Origin of the sequence: Maribacter vaceletii (assembly GCF_003634105.1) — a bacterium.
Taxonomy (GTDB): domain Bacteria; phylum Bacteroidota; class Bacteroidia; order Flavobacteriales; family Flavobacteriaceae; genus Maribacter_B; species Maribacter_B vaceletii.
This window is the reverse complement of sequence record NZ_RBIQ01000008.1, coordinates 292,913-316,241: the sequence shown is the minus strand read 5'-3', so window position 1 is coordinate 316,241 and position 23,329 is coordinate 292,913. Positions and strand designations below refer to the sequence as shown.

Sequence of the window (23,329 nt, the reverse complement as noted above, 5' to 3'; positions counted from 1 at the left end):
TTAAATTTTATTTTTTTGAAAGTTTTTCTATATCGTTTGATGTTATAATAACATCGGCATTACTTATATGATTTGTTAAATTGAGCATTGCTTGCGCAATACTTTCGGCATTAATAATCCGGTATTTCCTTAGATTTCCTATAAATAATGGCTGGATGATTTTAAAAATTATTAATCCAATTTTTTCTAATAACCTGTGTTCTTTACGTTCTCCACCAATTAAAGAAGGTCTTAAAATAAAAGTATTTTTTATGTTTTGTTTTAAAACACCTTGTTCCATTTCACCTTTTGTTTTATTGTAAAAAACACTACTGTTTTTATTAGCACCCATTGCAGAAATCACTAAAAAACTGGCTATGTTTTTTTCTTTAGCAAGCTTTGCTGCAGCTAGGGGAATACCATAATCTATTTGTTTGTAAACTAATTTGTTAGGTGTTTTTTTAGTAGTAGTTCCAATACAACAATATACCTCATCTGCTGTAAAATCTTCTTTAAAGTCTTCTAGCTTTATAAGGTCTCCAATAAATTGATGAACCTTATTTGGTAAATTTTCTATTCTGGCCCTAGAAAAAAGTTTTATAGTTTCATACCTAGAATCACTTATTAATTTATGAAGAAGAATACCACCTGTTAATCCAGTAGCTCCTAAAAGTATAGCTGTCTTTTTCATGTTATTTACAATTTTTTATACTGTTCCAAGCAGCTTCATAAGCTTCCTCAATATGTGTTTTATCTAATGTAAATGCACCACGCTTTTGCGATATCATTAAAAAAGATAAAGGATTTATGGAATAGGCATATAATAGATAGTCTGACATTGGTTTAATAATACCCTCTTTTTTACCACGACCCCAAAGATCTAAAAGAGGTTGTAAATGTTTAATACCCTCTTGTCTACTAGACTCATCTATCATAGGGGTATTATCACATTGTGCTAAAAACATAGCGCTTTCGCATTCCTTTAATTTAAAATCTGCAATACGTTTCCATATTAATTTAAAACCTTCTTCAACTGGCATACTTTCCTTATACGTCTCAAAAGCATATTTTGTGTATTCTGCCTTCATATCAACATAAGTCTGATTTACTAAATCTTGCTTATTTTCAAAATATAAATAAATTGTTGCAGGGGATACACTTGCCATTTTTGCAATTTTACTCATAGGAGTAGCATGAAAACCGTTATTGTTAACGAGCTCTATGGTTGCTTTTACTAATGCATTACGTTTTTCTATACTTTTTTTAAGTTTTGCCATTATTTCTAAATTCAGATACAAATGTATTTAAAAATGAACGTTCATTCTTTTTTTTAACAAAGGTTTATAATTTTGCCTTTTATTACAATAGGGTAAGAGTTAATTATATATAAAAAGATTCTTATTCTATTTTCTTGGGTAAAGAGTAAATTTTATTTAATTGTTTCTAATTTTGTTCATTAAATAGTATTTCAGTATTTGGATAGCGTTCTTTATGAAACTCTTTAGTAATTTAATTTTATTGTTTTTTTATATTAATTTTTGTTTAGGTCAGGGTTTAATACAAGACCCTGGTGGTAAGCTTTCTCAACGTTGGCAAATACAAGATGATACTACCAAACTTTTTAAGATAGTACCCTATAAACCTGTATATTTTTTAGCAGCAAATTATACCTCAAACATAAATAGCCAGCCTATTAGTGGAAACCCTACAAATTCAGCTACACAGTCTTATAATTATTTAAATACTGAATTTAAATTTCAGTTAAGTTTTAAAGCCAGGGTTGCTAAAAATTTATTAAACAATAAGTTAGGAGGTGATTTATGGGCAGGATATACCCAATCTTCTAGATGGCAATTGTACAGTTCTGATATTTCTAGACCTTTTAGAGAAACCAATTATGAACCAGAGGTAATCTTTGTAGTTCCCATAAAGTATTCCTTTTTTGGTTTAAAAAGTGTTTATACAGGTATTGGTATTAACCATCAAAGTAATGGTAAAGCAAATCCTTTATCTAGAAGTTGGAATAGGGTTGTTTTACAGATAGGTTGGGAGAGTCCTTCTTGGAGTTTTGTTCTTAGTCCGTGGTGGCGTTTACAAGAAAAAATTGCCGAAGATAATAATCCAAACATAGAAAATTATGTAGGACGTGCAGAGTTTTTGTCTGCCTACGTAAAAGGAAGACATAATGTAAGTTTATTAGTAAGACATTCTTTAAGAGGCGGAAATAATAATAAAGGAAGTGCAAAAGTAGATTATGCAGTTCGGGTTTTTGACTTTTTAGAAATGCATGCACAATTTTTTTATGGCTACGGAGAAAGTCTTATAGATTATAACCATAAGCAAACTACTTTTGGAATAGGAGTTTCTCTCTTGCAGTGGAAATAATTATTACGTATTACCTTAGTTATTAGCTAAGCCAATACGTAATAAGATACTAGATACTCTTACTCAGTGGCAAGAACATCAGCCATTTCTAAATCCTCATTCATACTCAAATCTACAGGGACAGAGTTTTTAAGAGCAGTAAATTTCTCTAAACGTTCCGTTTCATTTTCTTCACCAGAAAAATATGGAAAAACATCTATAATAGGAGATTCTGAAACCGACGGAATAGTAAATTCTCCCATAGAATCTTTCATTACACCAAAGGTGTTTTCGTAAGCTTCTTTAACATCATTCCCTTGTACTAACATGTATAAGTTAGTTTTGCGTTCTTTTCCACTTTCTTCATCAAAAGCAATTAAAGAAACTTTAGACTTAAACCACCTATCAGAATTTTCAAAAGGGTGTATTTCGGCATAATTAGCCACCTTAATATTTGTAATTTTAATTTCTTCATTGTCCATTAAGTAAACCGACATTTCTTCGGTTATTCTACTTTCTGCTTCCGTATAAGAAATAGCATCAACTAAAAAAGGTTCTGTTTTAACTTTTTGCGCACCAGACGCTTTATCAATTTTTCTATATTTTACCTTACATTCATACCAAGTAGCACTCATATTTTTTTTGTTTTAAAGGGGCCAAATATAGGGTTTCACTTTAGGTCTAATTATGTAAAACAAGAATAGATATTCACAATTTTAAAAGGCTTTTCACATTACTTTTAGCATGAGGAAGTTAGCTATAAATTTTGCTATATTATTTTTAAAGAAAAGTATTGTAGAGTGTAGCAGCAAAACATGTAAATAACTTAAATATAAATTTGGGTAATTATATTTAAGTGTACTCTCATGTTTTATTCGTTAGTTACTCATTTGGGTTTATAAAAATTGTATTTCGAAAATATATACTTAGCTTTTAAATGGAAGTCTGTATTTAAATAATTTATCATTTTGGTGTTTCTTTTAAAAGTGAAGAGCTTGAGGGGTATTTTTAATACGCTTAATACCAGTAAATATTTTTACTAATTTGTAAATCATTTTTAAAAAATCTTAATTTATCTTTATCGTTGAACTTTAATAAAGGCATATTATTTTTTGATGTGTTTTTTTATGATACTGTAATAGATTAAAATAAATGTAAGATGAGCAAAGAAAAGTTTATGCAAGAAGCTGTAAATGCAGCTTTAAAAGGAATGCAAAACAATGAAGGAGGACCATTTGGCTGTGTAATAGTTAAAGATGGGGAAATTATTGGTAGAGGAAACAATAAGGTAACTTCTACAAATGACCCTACAGCACATGCAGAAGTTACGGCCATTAGAGATGCGTGTAAAAATTTAAACTCTTTTCAGTTAGATGGGTGTGAAATTTATACTTCCTGTGAACCCTGTCCTATGTGTTTAGGGGCTATTTATTGGGCAAGACCAGATAAAGTGTATTATGGAAGTAATCAAGAAGATGCTGCAAATATTGGGTTTGATGACGAGTTTATATATAAAGAAATTCCATTACCTTATGCAAAAAGAAGTATTCCTTTTGAGCAATTATCTCCAGAAATAGCAATTAAACCTTTTCAAGAATGGAGTAAAAAAGAGGATAAAACTGAGTATTAATTAAAAAATATATAGTAAGTATAACAGTACATTTTGCTTATTTCTAGAAATTAACAAGACATTTTTTATATGATGTAAGCCTTTGTATTTTATCTTAGTATATTTTCAATACCACTGCGCGAATCTTCATTGTCTTATCAATTTCAAATTTTTACAGCGAAGCAGAAATTTTTAAAGCTTTACCTTCTTCATCAATAGCAGTTAAAGAATCTTTAGATTTAAAACAGTTGCCAGAATTTACAAAAAAATTGAATTTCGGCGTAATTAGCTGCCTTAATATTTAAAGTGTTTACGGAAAGCCGCAATTAGTTAGCTCTAATTTTTTTTATATTTAGCATAAATAAGACATAAACATATAGATTTCAACAATTTAATCATGAAAATTGTTTTCTGTATGAAATAGGAAAACATGAAAAAATTAGCAACACTACTAGTAGTAGTATTAATTTATACTAATAGCCTTTCTCAAAATAAGGAAACACTTCAAAACTGGCAGGAAAGTGTAGAAAAAGAATTTAAAGAAGTAGATAGAACAGCTACCATGTCTAATCTACGCTCAGGTAGCGCTATATATAATCGAGTTCGATTTAACCTTTTATCTGACACATATTTTGTTCCTGCATTTGGAAAACCTTTTGATAAGTTGAGTGCATCTAAAATTAAAAGTATAGGTAAAAAAATAAGAGGGTATAAACAGAAAAAGAAGTACGGTAATACTGGACCAAAAAACCCTTGGGCCCAAAGATTAGATTGGTATCTGTGGGGTGTCTTTGATCAAAACAAACCTTATAATGATGCAGTAAAAGAAGTTGTTTTTTTAAGAAAGCAAAGAGAAGACTATACTACTACTATAAATAACCTAAAATCTGGGAAGGTAAATTTTAATGCTATAGCCTTAGAGAAAAAACAATATGCAAGAAAATACGGAAAATTAACCTCTAAAGAAATAGAAACGCTTAGCATATTACTAAATTCCCAAGAAAAAATTACAGGAACAAAGTCCTTACTAGCACAAGTACAAGTTGTAAATGGATTGCAAAACAATTTTCAATCTTTAGCAAGAGTACATACATTACAACAACAAAACAGAGCATTTTACCAAACTGCAGATATAAATACACAAAGAGCATATGACAATGCTATTGAAACTAAAATTAATCAGATTTTGACGCATACTACTACGCAAGAAATTAAGAATATTTCTGCCATGAGTATCTCAGATTTAAATAGATTTAGAACCAATTTTAATAAAAAATATAACTCGTATATCTCTAAAAGACCGGTTAGGAATGCAAATTCAAAAATTAAAGAGGTGAAAACCCAAAAAATTGCAAATCAATTTTCAAAAATACAAACTGAAATTAAGGCCTCTACAAGTTTAACAGATTTGTCTAGAATTCAAGATAAGTATACAACACATGTAGCGAACAATACTAATATTACTAGTTTATACAATGTTATAGCGAAACAAAAAGTTAAAATTAAAACCGATGAAAAGCTTAAGTTAGAGCAGCAACGTGCTAACCAAGAAACAGCTTTGGGAGAAGACATGGTTTTTAATAGCGATGGTTTATATTTTGCAGAATTTTATGATTATATTTTTCGTGGTCACTTTGAGAATATTGAAATAAAACCAGATGACACTGTTCTGTACTCCATATTTAATCAATATCTAAGAGCATACGGTAGTCAATGTGCAAGTTATTTACCGCAAAACAAAGTAAAAATAATGGAACAAGAATGTGCTGAAGAACGAGTTACTACATACTATGATGGAACTCCTGAAGATAGAACATGTATTAGGTATAGGTGGGTGCCTTCTGGTTTATATGCAAAACCCGATTTATATAGTACCAAAATGGAATTAGAAAATTACCAAAAATCTGTGGCATTGCAAAAAGGTATAGCTTTTTATACGAACGAAAATGCTATGGGTAATTCTGTAGACGCATTGCATAAAGCTAAAGGATTAAAAGCAGATATGTTAAAAATTATTCCTCAGAATTCTTGTTCAAGTACTAGTATAAAACAATTTGAAGAAAATTTTAAAAGATTTGCTTTAGGTAAACCAGCTATTCGTTTACAAGGAATAAGTAAGTATGCCAAAATGAAAATTTCAGGAGGACCATCTGGACCACAGAATTTCAATAAATTAATTGATGATTTAGTTACTAACCAATCCAAAACATGGGGCTTTAATAGATATAAGAAAGGAAGTATTTCTAATGTTACAACTGGGTATAAAGATCAGCAAGGAAGACCCAAAAGATTGCAAGCAAATTATAGTTACACAGGTTTTGGCGGTGTAAGTAAAGGCACGGTTTCTATTACATTTAAAAACGGATTGCCAGAATGTATCTATTTTTCTGATTTCCCTACTAATTGTAAAAAATCTAATTCTAGTATTGTAGCTTCTTATGCCCAAGGAGATTATAGAAAATAATCTTTTCCTCGAAAAATATTAGAATATAATTCATCTAGCTATAACCAATTATGGATTCAATTGAATATCGCTATGTAAAAGAATAACATCTTTAGCTACAAATTCTTTAAAAGAATCTACGGAAGGATGCCCAATAAAAGGTACGTAAAAGTGATTGGGTGTTGCATTTCGCCAAACCATGATATATATCATTCCGCTACTATGTATAGGTTTTTTGCACCTTAATTATACTCAGAAAACCAATTCATCCACAATAATGTACAATTCAGTAACTTACAATACCTTTATAGGATCCTCTAGAATATATTTGACCAATAAATTACACGTAGTATGAAAAAAAGTAATAAAGGAAAACAAATATTTAGGGTTGTCTTACTCGTGAGTACTTTCATATCCTTGTGGTTTGTGCCATGGATTTTAGTAAAAGCATGGATATTACCTTTACCAAGTACAGTACAAGAGCAAGTAGATCAAACCCAAAGTTATGGTTTTGATGGTGTCTTAGTATATGTAGATGAAGCCGGAAAACCGCCTGCTTTCTATGGTGCTGGTTATCATAATAAAGAACAAAAAATACCCGTAAAACCTAATGCTTTGTTTAAAATTGCGAGTATAAGCAAACTATATGTTGCTGTTGCTATTACAAAATTGGATACTGAAAAACGTATCTCTTTAGATAAAACACTCTCGGAGTATTTTCCCGAACTCACAGGCAGAATTGAAAATTCAGATAAAATTACCTTGAGAATGATGGTACAACACCGAAGTGGCATTCCTAATTTCACGGACAGTGCAGATTTTTGGAAAAACCAACCCAACAAAGATATAGATGTACTTAAATATGCGCTAGATTTACCAGCAGTCTTTGAACCAAATAAGGATTATGGTTATTCTAATACAAATTACTTGTTGCTCTCAAGAATTATTGAGCAAGTTACAGGGGGTAGTCGTCAAGACTATTTTAAAAAGGAAATCTTATTACCACTTGGACTTAAAAATACTTTTGGTTCGATTAGTGAAGTAAATCTAGACGATGTTATGAGTGGTTATTATGTAGGAATTGATAAGGATTTCAAAAACGAGAATAATGGAATGATGATTGCTACCGCAGAAGATGTTGGTATCTTTTTAAGAGCCTTAAATGATGGATCTTTACTTAATGAAAAGGAGATGGAAATCTACACTTCACTTTATGAGTTTAATCATGGCGGTTTGGCTCCAGGGTATCAATGTTTAGCAGAATACCATAAAGATATAGATGCTGTAGTTATTCAATTTATGAATACCACTGATTTTGAAGGTTACCAATGGAACTTACTAGAAATAACCCATACTCGAGTTGTTAAAATCTTACGCAAAGCAAAGGGGCTGTAAAAAAGAAATAATAGGTTGCACTTATAAATTAATTAAGAGTGTAACAAATTTAGAAGCAAAACGTCTTTTAGATACATCAATCAATAAATCAATATGAAAGTTTTAGTAGTAGGAGCAAGTGGCGCTACGGGTAGTAAATTAGTAGAGCAACTTCTAATTGAAAAACATAAGGTAAAAGTAATTGTAAGGTCTCCAGAAAAGTTGCCAGAATCATGGAAAACTAATGAAGCCCTGGAAGTTATCTCTGCAAGTGTATTAGAATTAAGTGATACAGAAATGCAGGAGATTGTTAGCAATTGTAATGCTGTGGCGTCTTGTCTTGGTCATAATTTAACTTGGAAAGGAATATATGGCAAGCCTAGAAGGTTAGTAACTGATGCCACACAACGGCTATGTGATGCCATAAATGCGAACAATCACCAAACACCAACAAAGTTTGTTTTAATGAACACTACAGGCAATCGTAATCGCGATTTAAACGAACCTATTTCTTTTGCTCAAAAATGCGTTATTGGTTTGCTTCGTATGTTATTACCACCGCATGTAGATAATGAGAAAGCAGCAGATTATTTAAGAACTCAAATTGGTCAAAACAATACATCTATAGAATGGGTTACTGTAAGGCCAGATGGCTTAATTAATGAAGTAGCAGTAAGCGATTATGAAATACACCCTTCACCAACAAGAAGTGCAATTTTTAATGCCGGGAAAGTTAGCCGTATAAATGTTGGTCATTTTATGGCTAGTTTAATCCATGATAACAACTTATGGACTAAATGGAAAGGGCAAATGCCGGTAATCTATAGCAAATTACATTAAACCATAACCGTTAATTAAATCAAATAAACTCTTGTCAGATGAAAATAACAAATCTCATATTTATTTTGTTTGCAATACTATTAACTTGTTGTAAGCAAGAAAAAAATAATAATGATAGCTCAGCAGAAACCAAAAATTCGTCAAAAAAAGAAAATTTTATTGCCGTCTTAGATACTATATGGGAAGCAGAACAGCGACCAATTACCTCAAGAGATTCGCTAATTAAAATATATGGTACTGAATCAGAATTAGTTAAAGAACAACAACTGATATATAAGAAAAACCATATTATAAATGAAAAAAAAGTAAGAGGCATTCTAGATAATTTTGGTTGGCCAACTAAAGAAATGGCTGGTGATCAAGGAAATTGGACCATATGTAACGTTATTCAACATTCAGATAATGATGTTCGAATAAAATACCTTCCATTAATGAGGAAAGCTGTTAAAGAGAAGAAATTAGAACCTCGATTTTTAGTACGTGCAGAAGACAGAATTGCTACTGAAGCAGGAAACACACAAATCTATGGCGGGCAAATGAAATACTATCCTGAAACAAAAAGTTTTAATGTATGGCCAGTTTATGACCCAACCAATATTGATAAACGACGAGCAGAAATAGGACTTGACTCAATCGCGAAATTCCTTAAAAATAGATTTGATTTTGAATGGAATCTTGAAGAGCAAATAGAACGAACAAAAGCTTTTGAAACAAATCGGAATAAATTAAAGAATCACCAAAACAATTTATAGCGGTGTAAGCTACATACTTGATAAAATCTATTCCTTTTTATCTATTTTTAAGCTAATGTGTAATAATTGCTAATTTACGCCACTAACCAAATAAAAATAACACGATTGAGTAGCGATTTTTATAACATATCTATTTTACCTTATGCTGGCATAATTATAAAATTATGCAGAGCATATACTAATTCGCAACTAGATTTTGAAGACTATTACCAAGAAGTGTGTTTGCAAATTTGGAGGAGTAAAGACAATTTTAAAGAGGAGTCGCAATGGAGTACTTGGGTGTATAGAATTTCTTTAAATGTTTGTTTAACCTTACTTAAGAAAAAGAAAAATAATGTTCAACATTTTGTATCCGACTCTTTAACTGCGGAAGAAACGGAAGACAACTACGCTTTTTCAAACGAATCTCTAAATCTATTATATGATGCTATTAGAAAACTATCAGAGATAGATAGGGCTATCATTACGCTTTATTTGGAAGAAAAATCGCAAAAGGAAATTGCCGAAATTATTGGAACAAATCCTAATAATATTGGTGTACGTGTTCAAAGAATTAAAAATAGATTAAAAAAAATATTAGATGGAAAGATCAATTGAAACCATATGGAAAGAAGGTTTTCTAGCAAGTGATGCATTAGTAGCGCCAAAATTAAACAATCTTTACAACCAAAAATCAATTCATATCATTGATAAATTCAAAAGAATGTTTAAAATAAATTTGATTGCTATTGTAGCATTCTCATTTGCTTTTTTAATCGTCTCTTTTATTGTAGGAATACCCATAACAGGTGTTATCTTCTTTGTAACGCTTTCTGTTCTTGTTATAATTAATAAGCGATTATTAAATGATTTAGAAAAAATAGATTTAGGAATAAGTAGTTATAACTACTTAAAGGCTTTTAATCAATGGATAAACAAGCAAGTAGCCATTAATGAGAAAATTTCTAAGTTTCTTTACCCAATTATATTTATCTCAATGATTTTAGGATTTTGGTTTAAAGATGCCGAAGGAATTCCCTTAGGAGAAAGACTTGTGAGCGAAGTTCTTATTGGTTTTCCAGATACGTATCTTCTATTTGGAATACCTCTAATAGCAATAGTTATAGCTTTAGCTATAATAAGTTTACTAGTCCATTTTGGAGGTCGCATTTATCAATGGGATTTAAACTTGGTTTACGGGAGAGTATTTAAAAAACTAAAAGAATTAATGACAGATATTGAAAACTTAAGAAGCTAAACACTTTTTAAAAGACTTACTTATTAGTCTTTTGTAAAATTTTATAGAAAAATTAAATTTTACATGTAATAATTTTTGAGATAGACCACTAACCAAAAAAATAGTAAAAATTATGACATTAAAAAAAGCACTTAACTTTTTTGAAATTTTAAAAACGGAAACAACTAAAAAATCTGAAATTAAGATTTACGAGAAATTTATTGATATTCTTATAAAATTAGAAAACAGAGAATTCACCACGGATGAAATTCAATCTTTAGAAATAGAATTAGATAGTTTACAATTAGAAGCAAACCCTAAGAACAGAAAAAAATTCTTCAAAAAAGCATTAGAAAGATTTGAAAAATATTTAAAGGACACCTTTTCCTTAACCTCCAAGGGGTACTATACTAACTCGAGTGTAAGTTTTGGGATTTTATTTGGAGTTGTTTTAGGAGTTCTTGTAGGGGAGCGTTTTGAAAAAAGTTTAGGAACTTCTTTTGGAATTTGTATTGGTATGTTCATCGGTGCATTTATAGGGCACCGTTTGGATTCTCAAGCTAAAGAAGCTGGCAACGTGTTATAATCAATAGTAAAGCAAAAATCTTTTAAAGAATCATTGAAATTGAATCTTTAATATAAACAAGTGTAACAATCATAGTATTAACTCGTCTTAATAAAGTGTAATTCTCCCTAATAATAATAATAGGACTGTTTTTAATGCTGGTAAAATGAGCCTTGAAGATTTTGGTCACTTTATGGATAATTTAGCCTAATCAACTAAATGGAAAGGGCAAAAGCACGTAATCTTAAAGTAAAACAATATAAAAAACTAATAAAAATAATATTCCTTAAAACATAATGCATAACATAAAAATCGCAACAATAATATTCATCCTAATAACATCTTGTTTTGCTCTCTCTTGTAGTAATGATGAAACTATAAATGATATTTATTTAGATATCCCAGACGGTCATTTTGAAAATATTTTGGTAGAACAAGGTATTGACTCTGATGGTATTATTAATCAAAAAATGTTAAAATCAGATGCTGCTAAGGTTAATTTATTAGATTTAAACCATTCTGCTAACTTTGGTGAAATCACCGATTTAAGAGGTATTGAAGGTTTTATAAACATAAAGTCATTTTATGCGACTGGACAAAAAATTGAAACTGTGGATTTAAGCTATAACACTAAATTAGACACTTTAATTCTTAATGGAAATAATCTTACCACAATTGACATTAGTAATAATATAAATCTAGTTCTGTTAGATATTCAGTCCAATGAACTTAGTACAATTAATGGATTATCAAAATTGAAAAAATTGAAAAATGTAAATTTATCCTTTAATAACTTTGAAGAAATTAGCATTAATAATGAATCTATTGAGGTGTTGCTCATTAGTCATAATCTATTGAAATCTATAAACACAAATGATGCTGTAAATCTAAAAAATGTTTTAATAATACTTAATCAACTTACAACAGTTGATTTCAGCTCAAACACATTGTTAGAAACCTTAGTTATTTCCGGCAACAAGCTTCAAAACATAAATCTTGAGAATAATACTAGTTTAACGCATCTATATAGTTCAAGTAATTTACTTAACACTCTCGATATAAGCAAAAATCCTAAATTAATTGATTTAAGGGTAGATAGAAATCCAGATTTAACCTGTATTAAGTTAGAGAGTCGGCAAAACATACCAACAGTATCTTTATCCGATTACCAAGAATTAAATACATCTTGCAATTAGGTTTTAAATGGAGATAGTCACTAAAACTGAAATTTTAAAACATTTACTAGCAACATAAATTCTGTTGCTTTACAAACTGTACATCTAAAAATGAAACCACTATTTAAGTCCGAAAAAGGAAAAACAGAAATCTTAAAACTTTATAATCAAAAGTTAGAGGATTTAAATATCAAGTATCAGTATCAAAATGTGGATACTTCCTTTGGTGCCACCAATATAATTGTAACAGGAGATGCAGCTAAACCACCTTTATTTCTAGTTCATGGTTCTAATGGTTGTGCTCCCATAGCATTAGAAACCTATTCCGGATTAGAATCGCATTTTCAAGTATTTGCAGTGGATGTACTGGCACAACCCAATAAAAGTGCAGAAACACTACTATCTATGAAAAATGATGATTATGGCAAGTGGCTACATGAAGTGATAGATACTTTAGAGTTAAAGAATGTAACCCTTGCAGGATTTTCACTTGGCGGTTTGGTTATTTTAAAGACATTAGAATATAAAGATGCCAATATAAAAGAAGTTTTTTTATCGGCGCCGGCCTATATCGTAAACGGAAACCCATTAAAAGCATTGTTTAAGGTTTTTATACCAATGAAAAGGTATATGAAAACAAAAAAGATAAAGTTTGTAGAACGTTTTTTAAAAGAACTGTTTACAGAACAGGATGCCTTTGCAATACAATTCCTTTCAAAAGTGTTTTTGCATTTTAAGATGGATTTTACACCAGTGCCTGTTATTAAAACCCAAGCTGCAAAATCTTTACAAACACCTATCACGCTAATAGCAGCAAAAAACGATTTAATGTTTCCGGGTGAAAAAATGATTAAACGTGCCAATAAGATATTCCCTTCCTTAAAGCAGACTATACTATTAGAACAGTCTAAGCATGTTCAAAATAGTTTAGATAATTCGCGAATTGTAAATGTTATAAAAGATGCTTTGGAATAAGTTCTATAAATGCAGTAACACCCATTTTCCAAACCAACTTTAAAAGGCAGTATAATAGGTGTTTAATAAAGAATGATTTCTTAAAAAATTTATTTATGTTCGTTTATAAAATCTAAAACTCTTTCTACAAAAATATCTTTATCACCAACACTAGGACTATGACCGGATTGTCCTAAAACCAATAACTCTTTTTCTGTAGAGCCTAAATTCTCAAAAGCCTCCTGGGCAAATTTTGGAGGAACAATCATATCATGTTCACCTGTAATAATTAAAGATGGTATTGTTATTTCGGGTAGTCTATTAGTATAAGAAACATTCTCCCAAAGACCTTGCTTTGTAAGTATAGACTGAATACCTCCTGCATTCCAGGTTGATGTAAGCAAGTTATATTTAAAAAAAGAATCAAGTCCTTCTATATCATGATTTGCAATAATTTTATCATCTATCAGTTTTTCTTCAGCCTTAAAAGCTTCTGAATTCATTTTAAAAAAATCTTCCTCTTTGTAGCTTGGTTCCACATTTTTAATAAAATTCTGTACGCCTTCCCAATACACAATACTATTTCCTTTTTCAATTTGTGTTGTTGCTACCCGCTTAAAATTTTCTATATATTCTGCATACATCCCTTTTGGGTCATGAGCACCGTCCAACTCAATCCAACCAAGAAACTCATTCTGATTTTTTAATAAAGTGGCAGTTCCTAAAGTACCACCCCAACTGCCTCCCATGAGGAAAAAACGAGAATCATTTCCATATTTATGCTTTATTACCTTTACCAAGGCAAGAACATCTTCTACCATAATATCTATACTTACCTTTGATTCTGAATAACTACCTTGAGACATACCCGAACCTCGTTGGTCAAAATATACTACTGCACAGGTCTTTTCTATATTATTTTTAAAAGTGTCGTTTCTAAAATTTAAGCCATTACCTCCTGGCCCACCATGTAAAGTAATGAGGAAAACTTTTTCTGTACTATTGCCATGTATGTAAGCTGGCATATCTGCTTTTTTATGGCGTACAAATAGGGTGTCACTTAAATTGCTACTATCATCGCTCTCCTTAGTACATGAAGAAATATTAATTACGGCTACTAATACAAGTAGTACTTTTACTGAGTTACATATTTTTTTATACATTATTTTTTCTTTTTAAAGTTAAAACGATATCCGTATTGTAATGAAATTGAGGGAAGTGTGCCTGCATTATAAGGTGTTCTAAACATTAGATTCACATTAAAATACCTACCTGTAAGTTTTTTTCCTTTTCTTAATTTACCTAAACCAATAGATAGGGAAGGAGCATAATAACTTCTACCAGGGAAAGACACTTTATCTACTTGCTCTCCTTTAACTTCATAAGTTTCGGGTAAAATAGAGCGGTAATACCCTAAAGGGTTTAATGCAATACTAATTTGCTTTCCTTTGGCATTGGTTCTTCGCCAGATAAGGCCATAATTGGTATAAATTCCCGTATCTGTCTTTGTTGCAAAATTGGTAGTAAAACCTAGGTTACCATCTAGTAGGTATTGATGGGTTATTTTTTTAGGCCCTTTTCTTTTTTCTTTAATTTTAGTGTTTTGCTTCCATAAGTATTCGGCGCCAACGCTCAACCCATTATTCCAGAATAAATTACCACTATACCCAACTTTAAATTCTGTTTTGTCTAAAAAAGTAGCAGAATTGTCCGTATCGCTCTGTGCTTGCATAGTACATATGCAAAAATAAATTAGTAATGCTATTATAATACCGTTTCTCATTTGTCTTTTTTTAAAAATGATTTGTGATGAACTAATACTAAAAGACAAGAATATTATCCTAAGGTTGCATTTGGGATTAAATAAAAGCTAAAAGAAGAAATGAAGTATTGTAATTCTCCTGGCGTTACACACCCTATTATATTGTGTTAATTATGAGGTAGTTGCGCCATACTTAACCTAATAAATAATAGGTAAAATACAGCAATAGATATTCTTACTCATTATAATTATAGTCTTGTACGATTTTTCCCTTACATGCAACTATTTAAAAATTGAATTGTCTTCTATACTATACAAATCAAAAATATTTAATCATGGAAAAAGTATCTTTTAAGACGACACAAACAAATCATTTTCAAATCGTTACCAACGTTATGCTAATTGCTTTCTTATCTATCCTTACATTCTCTTGTACTAATGATGATGAGCCACCGGTAGTGGTTAAGAAGGAAATATCAGAAGAAATTAAAGATTTAATATATTTCAAAGGAGATGAAAAAGCGTCAACAGTTTTAATCAATGTACAGGGAGGCCCTGATACAAAACTTGATACCAGTTTGGTTGGTTCAATCTTGGATAATTCAGAAACTAAAGACTTTTTAACGGTAAATCCGCACCAAGCACAAACTTTAGACTCTACTATAGTAAAAGGCAATGATATAACATTAGACCAAGCCATTGCCTTCAATGAAGAAAGTATAGAAATACTGCATAAAGTGAGTACATATTTTAAAAAGCAGGGCAGAACAGTATATATTTTAGGAAATTCTTTTGGTGCTTTTATGACCCAAGAACTTATAGCAAAAAAAGGTATTGATAGTGCTGATAAATATCTAATCATGACCGGTAGATTAGATATCAATGCTGTGGTTTGGGAAGCGATGTCTGAAGGAAGGGTTGGTTATTTTGAAAACGGAGTTACTCCTATAATAGACGCGAATCCAGACCCAGATGTAAAGGAAAGAAATCTTAATAGAATAACCGCTGAATTAGGTAGCAACAGATATACACAAGAATTTAATTCTATCCCTGACCTCTCTAAAATAACATATGTATACGGAGCCACAGATCAGGCTGTTGGGGGCCTTACCTCTGAAGAAGTTCAGTTTTTACAGTCTAAAAACGCTACCGTATTGGCAGGTGAAGGCAATCATGATGTAACTTTCTTTGAATTTATTGTTCAGGGTCTTAATGACGCTTTCGGGATAGAAATAATACTGCAAAATTAACTGTACAATTAAAATAGAGTTTAAATTAATATAACTTATCTCAAGGTAAATTTACTTAAAACTACCCCGAAACTTCAACCATTTAATATAATCCATTTTGAAAAAGGGCTATACAAATTATAGCCCTTTTATATTTATAACTCCCCAATACACTAATAATTATAGTTATACATAGGGTTAATTTGGTAAATAACTAAACTTTTCAGTTATTGAAAATTATTTGAAGTAATTATGCCAACACCAACAGTACCCCTTTATAAGGTTGAAAATCAATTTACTCAAAAAGTTTTAGAAAATAAGCCAACCATTATTTTTATTCATGGTAATTCTACTTCAAGTATAGTTTGGGACCATCAATTGCAGGAAGAGAAACTTAAAACTTTTTCAATGGTTGCTTTTGACATTCCAGGTCATGGAAAGTCTCCTTCTTTAAAAGATTATAGCATTAAAAATTTAATCCAGATTCTAATAGAAAATTGCGAACAGTATAAAAGCGTAATTCTTATAGGGCATTCTTTTGGTGGGCATTTAGTTATGGAATCTTTACCATATTTATCTAATTGTATAGGAAGCTTAGTTTTTGGAGCGCCACCAGTAAAAAAGCCAATTAATATTGATGTAGCTTTTTTACCAAATGAGAAAATGGGAAATTTATTTAAAGGGGATTTAAATAAAGTAGAAGTTTCTGAATTTGTAAAGATATTAGTAGGAGAAAATCAAAATTGGATAAAGCCTCTTACTACACATATTAAAAAATCGGACTCTAATTTTAGAACCTCATTAGGAGGCTCTATTGCTAATGGCGAGTTTACAGATGAGTATACTATTTTAAAAGAATCAAAAATACCAATTGCTATTCTTCAAGGAGAAAAAGATTCATTGGTTAGTGTGGAGTATCTTCATTCTTTACAAATACCTCAATTATGGAAAAATAAAATAATTATAGTTCCAAAAAGTAGTCATAGTCCAAATATGGAAAATCCAAAGGCTTTTAATTTATTGCTATTAGAATTTATAAACTATGTTGTAAAGTAATGGTGGATTCTAAAAGTGAAATGGAATCTTTTCGTAAGGGGATTCATAAAGTTGTGGAAAAATATGATTATGAACCCAAAGATTATTCAATTTTTGAGAACTTTCCTTTAAACGATAAACAATGTCTTTATGTAGCACATTGGGCTTTTGAAGGTATGGTTTATGAAAAAAACCTTGAAAAACTCACAGGATATAGTTTAGATGAATTTTCGCCTGAAGACTTGGTTGGTTATACCCATCCAGAAGATAGACAAATTGTAAAAGACATTACAAAAGGAGTAGTCCAGCACGTTATAGAAACACCATTTAATAAAACAGAATCACACCTTTTTATATCGTTTAGATTTTTAAAAAAAGATGGAACCTATTGTAAAATCTTAAGGCAATCCTCTGCTTTTGAAAGAGATAAAAAAGGAAGAATGGTAAGTAATTTTTCTTTATTAACAGATATTACTTTTTTAGACACTCCAGATAGGGTAGAGTGGGATGTACAAGCAGATGAGCTAAACATTAAAGCATTTAAATCCTCTGTATATAATGCATACCAAAATTTCTTTACAAAGAGAGAAAAAGAAATTATTATGTTAATAGATAAGGGTAATACCTCTGATAGTATTGCCGATAATTTAAGCCTTAGTCCGCATACAGTACTTACTCACAGAAAAAATATATTGAGAAAAGCAAAAAGTCATTCCCAAGAAGATTTACTTCTTTTTTGCAAAAAAAATGGAATTATTATTTGAACTAAATTTATTGTATAAATTACACCGTTGTTAAGTGGTTATTATTTATTGCTTTATAAATTCTTATAAGTTACCTAGAGTTCTCAAAAGATTTGATTTTGTTTTAAGTAAAAGGTATTCTATATCTATATTTTTTAGTTGACTTTCTATAAACTTAACCTCTCTATAATTTACAAGAAAAAGAGAGCCTTCACCTAATATAAATTTTCGTTCTTCACTCTTAACAAACTTTTTATTGTCCTTAACTAGTTCTTTTAAAATACTATGTTGTGTTGTATAAGATTCTATTTCTTTTTCTAAACTTTCAATTTTATTTTTTAAGCTAACTTCTGTAGCGGTAATAGTATACTCTGTATCTTTTAATTTTAATTTTGCTAATTTTAAATCAGCACGTTCTTTTCTTAAAAAAAGAGGAAAATTTATAGATAACCCACTTTTGTAGTTTGCGGTGTTTAAAGAATTAGTAGTGTTGTATTCTGTTGTTAAAAAATTATATTCTAAATCTATTGTAGGCAATAAGTTGTTCTTTTTTAGTCGTTTATCAGTAATTAAAATATCTCTTTTTGCATTAAGTTCTTGTATTTTTGGATGATTTTTTATGATGTCATTTTGTATGTTTAAAACAGAACTATTTAATACAGTATCAATAGTATTAAGCGTATTTATATCTGGTTTTATAGTAGTTTCTAACTCTACAGGTAAATTATTTTCCAACCATAAATAGTTAGAGAGCTCTAGCTTAGATTTAATATAATTAATTTTAGATTTTTCCAAATCTAACACTCTATTTTTGTAGTTAATTTTTGCTTCTAAAGTATCAATTGCAGGCTTATCTCCAGCCATAAAGCTACTTTTTACATTATTAAACCTTATGTTAGCATTAGCTAAATAATCTTCATAAATTAATTTTGCATTATAATTTTTTAGCCAGTTATAATAGACCGAAATCGCTTCATATAAAATATCATTAACAACTAATTGTTGTTTTGCTTGAGCTAGTTTATTGTATGATTTTGCTTTTTTTAAGGTTGCCATTCGCTTATTAGTAAGCAAATTTTTAGCTAACGGTATAGAAAACCCTGCACTATATAAGCCATTATTTGGAGTATTAAACTCTGGGTTTAAGAAAGCTCCATCATTATTTTCATAATTAGCTTTTAATTCAATGCCATACCATGTAGGTATTTTAAAAGTTGTATTTAACTTATCATAATATTCTGTTTCTTTAAATTTTTTCCTATTATAATCTACTTCTATTTTGGGGTCAAAAGCACCTCTTGCTTTTAATAATTTTGCTTCACTATTTGTAGTAATAAGTTGTGATTGTTTTACAATAGGGTGGTATTTTTTTACGTAACCTAAATATTCCTCTAAAGATAAAATAGAGCTTATTTCTTGTGAAAAAACAAAAGATATATTAAGAAAAATTAGTAAAGTAAATATTTTTCGCATTATTCTTTATTTTGATATTTTTTATTTTTACCCTGGTTAGGCTGATAAAAATTAGGAGGAAAGCTGTTTAACTGCCTCCACATTTCAAACCAAATAGGTACATCATCTAAAAGGGCAATTGTTTTAGCTCCAGAACCTACACGAATATCTTTAGGCCACATAACTTCATTTTTATCTGGAGCTAGTAATACTCTATACATTCCATTTTTGCTACTATAGTTTTCAATAGCAATAACTTTTGCTCCATAAGTACCATAAGATACATTTGGCCATCCACTAAACACTATTGCAGGCCAACCATCAAACTGGACACGTACTTTTTCATCTAAATGTAATAGTGGTAAATCTATTGGACGAACATACATTTCTACAGCTAACTCATAGTTAGTTGGCATAATGTTAACTAAGTGTTCTCCTTCTTTAAACGTTTCACCAACACCAGATTTTATTGTTTTATTAATTAAACCATCCTGAGGTGCTGTTATAAATAGTAAACTATTACGCTTTTGGTAGTTTGCAAGATTAGTTTCTAATTTAGATACTTCTACTTCTGTATCATAACCGCTAGATTGCGCTGTATATAAATTACTTTGGGCTTTTGCAAGTTTGTCTGCATACGTTGCATTTAGGGTAGAAATAGAAAGTTCTGAAATAACTACGTCATTATTTGCACTTAAAAATTTATTTTCTTGTGAAATTAATTTTGCTTCTGCTTCTTGTAGTTTTGCTCTTTTTTCCTCTACATCTTTAACAGCTTTTAATCCTTCTTGTTGCAATAAGACAGCCCTATTAAATTGTGTTTTTGCTATATCTGCTTTTATTTTCGCAGCAACTAAATCTATGCTGTCTGTTTTTACTTTTAACCTTGTTTGTATTAATTTATTTTTTGCTTGCTTTAGTTTTAATACTCTTTCTTGTTTTAAAGCAGAAATTTGATTTTTTAATGCACCAACCTTACTTTTATATGCAGCAACTGAAGAACTTTTTGCAGTAATTTGGTTATCTGTTCTTTCTGCTAATTTTTTATCAAAATAATCGCTTTTTACCTCAGAAATTCTAAGAATAGTATCTCCTTTTTTAACAATGTTCCCTTCCTGTACAAACCATTCTTCAATACGGCCAGGTATTTGAGATTGTATGGTTTGCGGACGTTGGTTAGGTTTTATAGTAGTAACATTACCGTTACTAGTTATATTTTGTGTCCATGGCAAGAATAAAATAATTATTAAAGCAATGGAAAATACCAGTAAAAATATTTTAAACCTTTTATGATATTCCTTTGTAAATATTTCTTTACCAGATTCAAATTTCTTTAAATCTATATATTCAGAAACTTTGTTGTTAGATATATTTAACATTATCTATTGGTTTTTATAATATTACCTTCTTTAAGCGTAATATGCTTATTACATTTACCTTTCCAGGTTTCATTATTACTAACAACAATTAAACTCCAGGCATGTGTATCTTTAGTAATAAAATTGATTATTTTTTCTGCTTCTGTTTTATGAAATTGATCTAGTGGATCTTCTAGAATTAATAATTTTGGTTTTTTTACAATAGCTCTTGCTAAAACTATTTTTTTGGCTGTAGTATATGCTATTTGTTTTCCTTCAGGTTTTAAGATAGTGTTAAGCCCCATGGGCTGTTGCTTTAAAAATACAGTTAAATCTAAATTATCAAAAGCTTCATAAATTTCTTCATCCGTAATTGTGGTGTCACCAAAAGTTATGTTCTCTCTTATGGTACCTTCAAATGGTGTTTCTGAAGAAAGAGATAAACCTAGAATAGCTCTATATTTGCTAATAAACAGACTTTCTATAGATAAATTGTTGATGTAAATATATCCTGAAGTAGGCAATATAACTCCTGCAATTAATTGAAATAAGCTAGATTTTCCAGAACCACTTTCCCCTTCTATTAGTATTCTATCCTTTTGGTTTATCGTAAAAGAAATGTTTTCTAAAATTGGCTGATTTCTTTCTTTAACGGCATATGTAACATTTTGAAACTCTATAGTTAAGTCTTTGTTTGTATTAATTACTTCCCCTTTTTGAGATTCTATGGGTTTGTCTACAACTTGTCCTAGTTTTTCTATTGAGGTTAATACATCATAGAAAGATTCTAACCCTAATATTAATTTTTCAACAGAATTTATAACTAGAAGAATAATTATTTCTGCGGCTACAAATTGTCCTATATTCATACGTTGGTCAAGAACTAAAAAACCACCAATTAATAATAGTCCTGCCGTAACTAATACCTTAAAACCAATCATTTGTATAAATTGTAGTATTAGTATTTTAAAGTGGCTTTCTCTGGATTTTAGATAGTGAGAAACCAAATTGTCATTTTTAGACATTGCTAAATTTGTCTTGCCAGATAATTTAAAACTAATTACTACTCTAGATATTTCTTGTAGCCAATACGCTACTTGGTATTTTATCTTAGACTCTTTTAAACTAGTGTCTAGCCCTTTTTTAACAGTAAATTTAAAGACCATATAAATTAAAAGTAAAAGTAGTAACCCAAAAACTATAAAGAAAGGATGATAAAATGAAAGCAGAATTAATGCAAATATAATTTGTAAAAATGCAGACGGTACGTCTATTAAAATTTTGGATAATCCTTTTTGAATTGTAAGTGTATCAAAAAAACGATTTGCTAATTCTGGCAAATAGTAATTTCGTAATTCGCTCATTTTTATTTTAGGGAACCTATAACTCAATTCTAAGGAAGCTCTTGTAAAAATACGTTGTTGTATTGTTTCAATAATACGCATTTGCATTAACTTCAGAATTCCAGAAAATGCTACACCTGCGGTTACTAAGACTACTAAAACTATCCAAGAGGTAGATATTTGTGCACCTTGAATTAAGTTTATAATAGCCTGTATTCCAAGCGGTAGGGACAATGCTACAATACCCTCAAAAATTGCGTAATAAAAAACCTGAAAAATATCTTTTCGTTCTAGTTTTAATAGTCCTAAAAAGCGTTGCCATGGAGATAAAATAGTATTATTCATTTACTGAAATTGTTTTTAGTACTAAATCTGTGAAAAAATCAGAAGGAGTTATATTGGAATTGCAATTGGTAATTGATTTAAAATGCATTCTGTTATAATGTTGATGCAAGGCTCCCTCAATTACTGTATTTGCCAAACTTAAACTATGCTTATATTGGCTGTTGTATGCCGTAATTATATCTGAAAAGCGCTGAACAACTCTTTTGTAAGACATAAAATAGCCTTCTTTATTTTCCGTGTCAACATCTTTAGTTAAATAAGATTTTGAGTTTTCATTAATAATAATTTGGTTTAATAACACCTCATTTATATAACTAAAGTTAGTGTCCTGCTTTGTGGTTCTAGTAAGTATACTAATGGCCTTCAGTAGTTTTTCCTTTGCATTTGTTATGCTGTAGGTTTCTAATACTAATTGGTATTCTATCCATCCCCAATACCAAGAAGTAAGGTATACCAGAAGTTTGTGTTTACTATCAAAATACCTGTATATAGAACTTTCGTTAGAACCTATATGTTTTCCAAGTTTTTTAAAATTAAAGTTTTCAAAACCACCTTCTTCTATTAATATAATACTGTATTCTAGTATTTTTTTACCCAATGATGATGATTCAGGGTCTTTTAAATATATTTCTTGAGGTATTTCTATTTTAATATTTGATAGTAATTTTTTCATAATCAAAATTATTTATCGCTAAAATAATAGTATTACTATTAATTTTGAAATTTATCATATTAAAATAAAGTTAAAAAATTGTATTTAATGTGAATTTTGAAAAATCTGGATATTCCCC

General features: G+C 29.9%; 24 protein-coding genes. 14 read left to right on the top strand and 10 right to left on the bottom strand.

Annotation, left to right across the window (positions count from 1 at the left end; genetic code table 11):
• Positions 1–7 precede the first annotated feature (7 nt).
• Both CLV91_RS08945 and CLV91_RS08940 read right to left on the bottom strand, forming a co-directional pair.
• Positions 8–670 (bottom strand): Rossmann-fold NAD(P)-binding domain-containing protein, encoded by a 663-nt coding sequence (locus CLV91_RS08945; RefSeq protein ID WP_121066662.1) that lies wholly within the window; start codon positions 668–670, stop codon positions 8–10.
• Position 671: 1 nt separating this feature from the next.
• Positions 672–1,256, bottom strand: coding sequence for a TetR/AcrR family transcriptional regulator (locus CLV91_RS08940; protein WP_121066658.1), 585 nt, complete (start codon positions 1,254–1,256; stop codon positions 672–674).
• A gap of 214 nt (positions 1,257–1,470) precedes the next feature.
• On the opposite strand from CLV91_RS08940, the gene CLV91_RS08935 reads away from it, so the two are divergent.
• Positions 1,471–2,364 carry a phospholipase A gene (locus CLV91_RS08935; RefSeq protein ID WP_121066655.1) on the top strand — a complete coding sequence of 298 codons (894 nt, stop codon included), beginning with the start codon at positions 1,471–1,473 and terminating at the stop codon, positions 2,362–2,364.
• A 59-nt stretch (positions 2,365–2,423) separates the two neighbouring features.
• Here the strand turns inward: CLV91_RS08935 and CLV91_RS08930 are convergent, their stop codons facing one another.
• The gene (locus tag CLV91_RS08930; RefSeq protein ID WP_121066653.1) at positions 2,424–2,978 is read right to left on the bottom strand and encodes a DUF4494 domain-containing protein; all 555 of its coding nucleotides are present in this window, start codon (positions 2,976–2,978) and stop codon (positions 2,424–2,426) included.
• 524 nt (positions 2,979–3,502) lie between these two features.
• Here CLV91_RS08930 and CLV91_RS08925 point away from each other — a divergent pair.
• Positions 3,503–3,973: a nucleoside deaminase gene (locus CLV91_RS08925; RefSeq protein ID WP_121066650.1), complete on the top strand. Its 471-nt coding sequence runs from the start codon at positions 3,503–3,505 to the stop codon at positions 3,971–3,973.
• A gap of 409 nt (positions 3,974–4,382) precedes the next feature.
• A complete protein-coding gene (locus CLV91_RS08920; RefSeq protein WP_121066646.1) occupies positions 4,383–6,416 on the top strand; it encodes a hypothetical protein in 2,034 nt (677 codons plus the stop codon).
• Positions 6,417–6,464: 48 nt separating this feature from the next.
• On the opposite strand, the gene CLV91_RS16860 is transcribed toward CLV91_RS08920, so the two are convergent.
• Entirely contained in the window at positions 6,465–6,608 is a 144-nt protein-coding gene (locus CLV91_RS16860; protein WP_170146732.1) for a hypothetical protein, read from the bottom strand.
• Between the two features lie 138 nt (positions 6,609–6,746).
• On the opposite strand from CLV91_RS16860, the gene CLV91_RS08915 reads away from it, so the two are divergent.
• The 8 genes from CLV91_RS08915 to CLV91_RS08880 all read left to right on the top strand — a co-directional run bounded on the left by CLV91_RS08915 (position 6,747) and on the right by CLV91_RS08880 (position 13,292).
• Positions 6,747–7,790, top strand: a complete 1,044-nt coding sequence (locus CLV91_RS08915; protein WP_121066643.1) for a serine hydrolase domain-containing protein — start codon at positions 6,747–6,749, stop codon at positions 7,788–7,790.
• A gap of 93 nt (positions 7,791–7,883) precedes the next feature.
• On the top strand, positions 7,884–8,609 hold the full coding sequence (locus tag CLV91_RS08910) for an NAD(P)-dependent oxidoreductase (RefSeq protein ID WP_121066640.1): 726 nt from the start codon (positions 7,884–7,886) through the stop codon (positions 8,607–8,609).
• Positions 8,610–8,647: 38 nt separating this feature from the next.
• On the top strand, positions 8,648–9,361 hold the full coding sequence (locus tag CLV91_RS08905) for a DUF6624 domain-containing protein (RefSeq protein WP_245987164.1): 714 nt from the start codon (positions 8,648–8,650) through the stop codon (positions 9,359–9,361).
• Between the two features lie 105 nt (positions 9,362–9,466).
• Entirely contained in the window at positions 9,467–9,958 is a 492-nt protein-coding gene (locus CLV91_RS08900) for an RNA polymerase sigma factor (protein ID WP_121066637.1), read from the top strand.
• A complete protein-coding gene (locus tag CLV91_RS08895) occupies positions 9,942–10,598 on the top strand; it encodes a hypothetical protein (RefSeq protein ID WP_121066634.1) in 657 nt (218 codons plus the stop codon). The genes CLV91_RS08900 and CLV91_RS08895 overlap by 17 nt, the downstream gene beginning before the upstream one ends.
• Before the next feature lie 112 nt (positions 10,599–10,710).
• The gene (locus CLV91_RS08890; protein ID WP_121066631.1) at positions 10,711–11,163 is read left to right on the top strand and encodes a DUF456 domain-containing protein; all 453 of its coding nucleotides are present in this window, start codon (positions 10,711–10,713) and stop codon (positions 11,161–11,163) included.
• Positions 11,164–11,438: 275 nt separating this feature from the next.
• On the top strand, positions 11,439–12,338 hold the full coding sequence (locus CLV91_RS08885) for a leucine-rich repeat domain-containing protein (protein ID WP_121066629.1): 900 nt from the start codon (positions 11,439–11,441) through the stop codon (positions 12,336–12,338).
• Positions 12,339–12,428: 90 nt separating this feature from the next.
• Positions 12,429–13,292, top strand: coding sequence for an alpha/beta hydrolase (locus tag CLV91_RS08880; protein ID WP_121066616.1), 864 nt, complete (start codon positions 12,429–12,431; stop codon positions 13,290–13,292).
• Positions 13,293–13,381: 89 nt separating this feature from the next.
• Here CLV91_RS08880 and CLV91_RS08875 read toward each other — a convergent pair whose 3' ends face one another.
• Together CLV91_RS08875 and CLV91_RS08870 are read right to left on the bottom strand one after the other, a co-directional pair.
• Complete coding sequence (locus tag CLV91_RS08875; protein WP_121066613.1) at positions 13,382–14,434, bottom strand: alpha/beta fold hydrolase; 1,053 nt, start codon at positions 14,432–14,434, stop codon at positions 13,382–13,384.
• Positions 14,434–15,054 (bottom strand): hypothetical protein, encoded by a 621-nt coding sequence (locus CLV91_RS08870; protein WP_147406413.1) that lies wholly within the window; start codon positions 15,052–15,054, stop codon positions 14,434–14,436. Before CLV91_RS08870 ends, CLV91_RS08875 begins: the two co-directional genes overlap by 1 nt.
• A 314-nt stretch (positions 15,055–15,368) precedes the next feature.
• Between CLV91_RS08870 and CLV91_RS08865 the strand changes: the two genes are divergently transcribed.
• The 3 genes from CLV91_RS08865 (at position 15,369) to CLV91_RS08855 (ending at position 18,061) form a co-directional block, all read left to right on the top strand.
• Positions 15,369–16,283 (top strand): hypothetical protein, encoded by a 915-nt coding sequence (locus tag CLV91_RS08865; protein ID WP_121066608.1) that lies wholly within the window; start codon positions 15,369–15,371, stop codon positions 16,281–16,283.
• Positions 16,284–16,514: 231 nt separating this feature from the next.
• Positions 16,515–17,318 (top strand): alpha/beta fold hydrolase, encoded by an 804-nt coding sequence (locus CLV91_RS08860; RefSeq protein WP_121066605.1) that lies wholly within the window; start codon positions 16,515–16,517, stop codon positions 17,316–17,318.
• Positions 17,318–18,061: a LuxR C-terminal-related transcriptional regulator gene (locus CLV91_RS08855; RefSeq protein WP_121066602.1), complete on the top strand. Its 744-nt coding sequence runs from the start codon at positions 17,318–17,320 to the stop codon at positions 18,059–18,061. Before CLV91_RS08860 ends, CLV91_RS08855 begins: the two co-directional genes overlap by 1 nt.
• 63 nt (positions 18,062–18,124) lie before the next feature.
• On the opposite strand, the gene CLV91_RS08850 is transcribed toward CLV91_RS08855, so the two are convergent.
• From CLV91_RS08850 to CLV91_RS08835, 4 genes are read right to left on the bottom strand one after another with little or no spacing between them, the layout of a single operon-like run.
• Positions 18,125–19,513, bottom strand: coding sequence for a TolC family protein (locus tag CLV91_RS08850; protein WP_211333208.1), 1,389 nt, complete (start codon positions 19,511–19,513; stop codon positions 18,125–18,127).
• Positions 19,513–20,871 (bottom strand): HlyD family secretion protein, encoded by a 1,359-nt coding sequence (locus tag CLV91_RS08845; protein ID WP_121066599.1) that lies wholly within the window; start codon positions 20,869–20,871, stop codon positions 19,513–19,515. Before CLV91_RS08845 ends, CLV91_RS08850 begins: the two co-directional genes overlap by 1 nt.
• Positions 20,871–22,538 (bottom strand): peptidase domain-containing ABC transporter, encoded by a 1,668-nt coding sequence (locus tag CLV91_RS08840; RefSeq protein ID WP_121066596.1) that lies wholly within the window; start codon positions 22,536–22,538, stop codon positions 20,871–20,873. Before CLV91_RS08840 ends, CLV91_RS08845 begins: the two co-directional genes overlap by 1 nt.
• Positions 22,531–23,211: a TetR/AcrR family transcriptional regulator gene (locus CLV91_RS08835; RefSeq protein WP_121066593.1), complete on the bottom strand. Its 681-nt coding sequence runs from the start codon at positions 23,209–23,211 to the stop codon at positions 22,531–22,533. Before CLV91_RS08835 ends, CLV91_RS08840 begins: the two co-directional genes overlap by 8 nt.
• Between the last annotated feature and the right edge of the window lie 118 nt (positions 23,212–23,329).

Bases quoted from the DNA above. Each gene is read 5' to 3' on its own strand.
- CLV91_RS08925 (WP_121066650.1), top strand. From the start codon at position 3,503: ATGAGCAAAGAAAAGTTTATGCAAGAAGCTGTAAATGCAGCTTTAAAA.
- CLV91_RS08865 (WP_121066608.1), top strand. From the start codon at position 15,369: ATGGAAAAAGTATCTTTTAAGACGACACAAACAAATCATTTTCAAATC.
- CLV91_RS08905 (WP_245987164.1), top strand. From the start codon at position 8,648: ATGAAAATAACAAATCTCATATTTATTTTGTTTGCAATACTATTAACT.
- CLV91_RS08860 (WP_121066605.1), top strand. From the start codon at position 16,515: ATGCCAACACCAACAGTACCCCTTTATAAGGTTGAAAATCAATTTACT.
- CLV91_RS08915 (WP_121066643.1), top strand. From the start codon at position 6,747: ATGAAAAAAAGTAATAAAGGAAAACAAATATTTAGGGTTGTCTTACTC.
- CLV91_RS08930 (WP_121066653.1), bottom strand. From the start codon at position 2,978: ATGAGTGCTACTTGGTATGAATGTAAGGTAAAATATAGAAAAATTGAT.
- CLV91_RS08945 (WP_121066662.1), bottom strand. From the start codon at position 670: ATGAAAAAGACAGCTATACTTTTAGGAGCTACTGGATTAACAGGTGGT.
- CLV91_RS08890 (WP_121066631.1), top strand. From the start codon at position 10,711: ATGACATTAAAAAAAGCACTTAACTTTTTTGAAATTTTAAAAACGGAA.
- CLV91_RS16860 (WP_170146732.1), bottom strand. From the start codon at position 6,608: ATGATATATATCATGGTTTGGCGAAATGCAACACCCAATCACTTTTAC.
- CLV91_RS08835 (WP_121066593.1), bottom strand. From the start codon at position 23,211: ATGAAAAAATTACTATCAAATATTAAAATAGAAATACCTCAAGAAATA.
- CLV91_RS08880 (WP_121066616.1), top strand. From the start codon at position 12,429: ATGAAACCACTATTTAAGTCCGAAAAAGGAAAAACAGAAATCTTAAAA.
- CLV91_RS08910 (WP_121066640.1), top strand. From the start codon at position 7,884: ATGAAAGTTTTAGTAGTAGGAGCAAGTGGCGCTACGGGTAGTAAATTA.
- CLV91_RS08850 (WP_211333208.1), bottom strand. From the start codon at position 19,513: ATGCGAAAAATATTTACTTTACTAATTTTTCTTAATATATCTTTTGTT.
- CLV91_RS08940 (WP_121066658.1), bottom strand. From the start codon at position 1,256: ATGGCAAAACTTAAAAAAAGTATAGAAAAACGTAATGCATTAGTAAAA.
- CLV91_RS08885 (WP_121066629.1), top strand. From the start codon at position 11,439: ATGCATAACATAAAAATCGCAACAATAATATTCATCCTAATAACATCT.
- CLV91_RS08875 (WP_121066613.1), bottom strand. From the start codon at position 14,434: ATGTATAAAAAAATATGTAACTCAGTAAAAGTACTACTTGTATTAGTA.
- CLV91_RS08855 (WP_121066602.1), top strand. From the start codon at position 17,318: ATGGTGGATTCTAAAAGTGAAATGGAATCTTTTCGTAAGGGGATTCAT.
- CLV91_RS08895 (WP_121066634.1), top strand. From the start codon at position 9,942: ATGGAAAGATCAATTGAAACCATATGGAAAGAAGGTTTTCTAGCAAGT.
- CLV91_RS08935 (WP_121066655.1), top strand. From the start codon at position 1,471: ATGAAACTCTTTAGTAATTTAATTTTATTGTTTTTTTATATTAATTTT.
- CLV91_RS08845 (WP_121066599.1), bottom strand. From the start codon at position 20,871: ATGTTAAATATATCTAACAACAAAGTTTCTGAATATATAGATTTAAAG.
- CLV91_RS08870 (WP_147406413.1), bottom strand. From the start codon at position 15,054: ATGAGAAACGGTATTATAATAGCATTACTAATTTATTTTTGCATATGT.
- CLV91_RS08840 (WP_121066596.1), bottom strand. From the start codon at position 22,538: ATGAATAATACTATTTTATCTCCATGGCAACGCTTTTTAGGACTATTA.
- CLV91_RS08920 (WP_121066646.1), top strand. From the start codon at position 4,383: ATGAAAAAATTAGCAACACTACTAGTAGTAGTATTAATTTATACTAAT.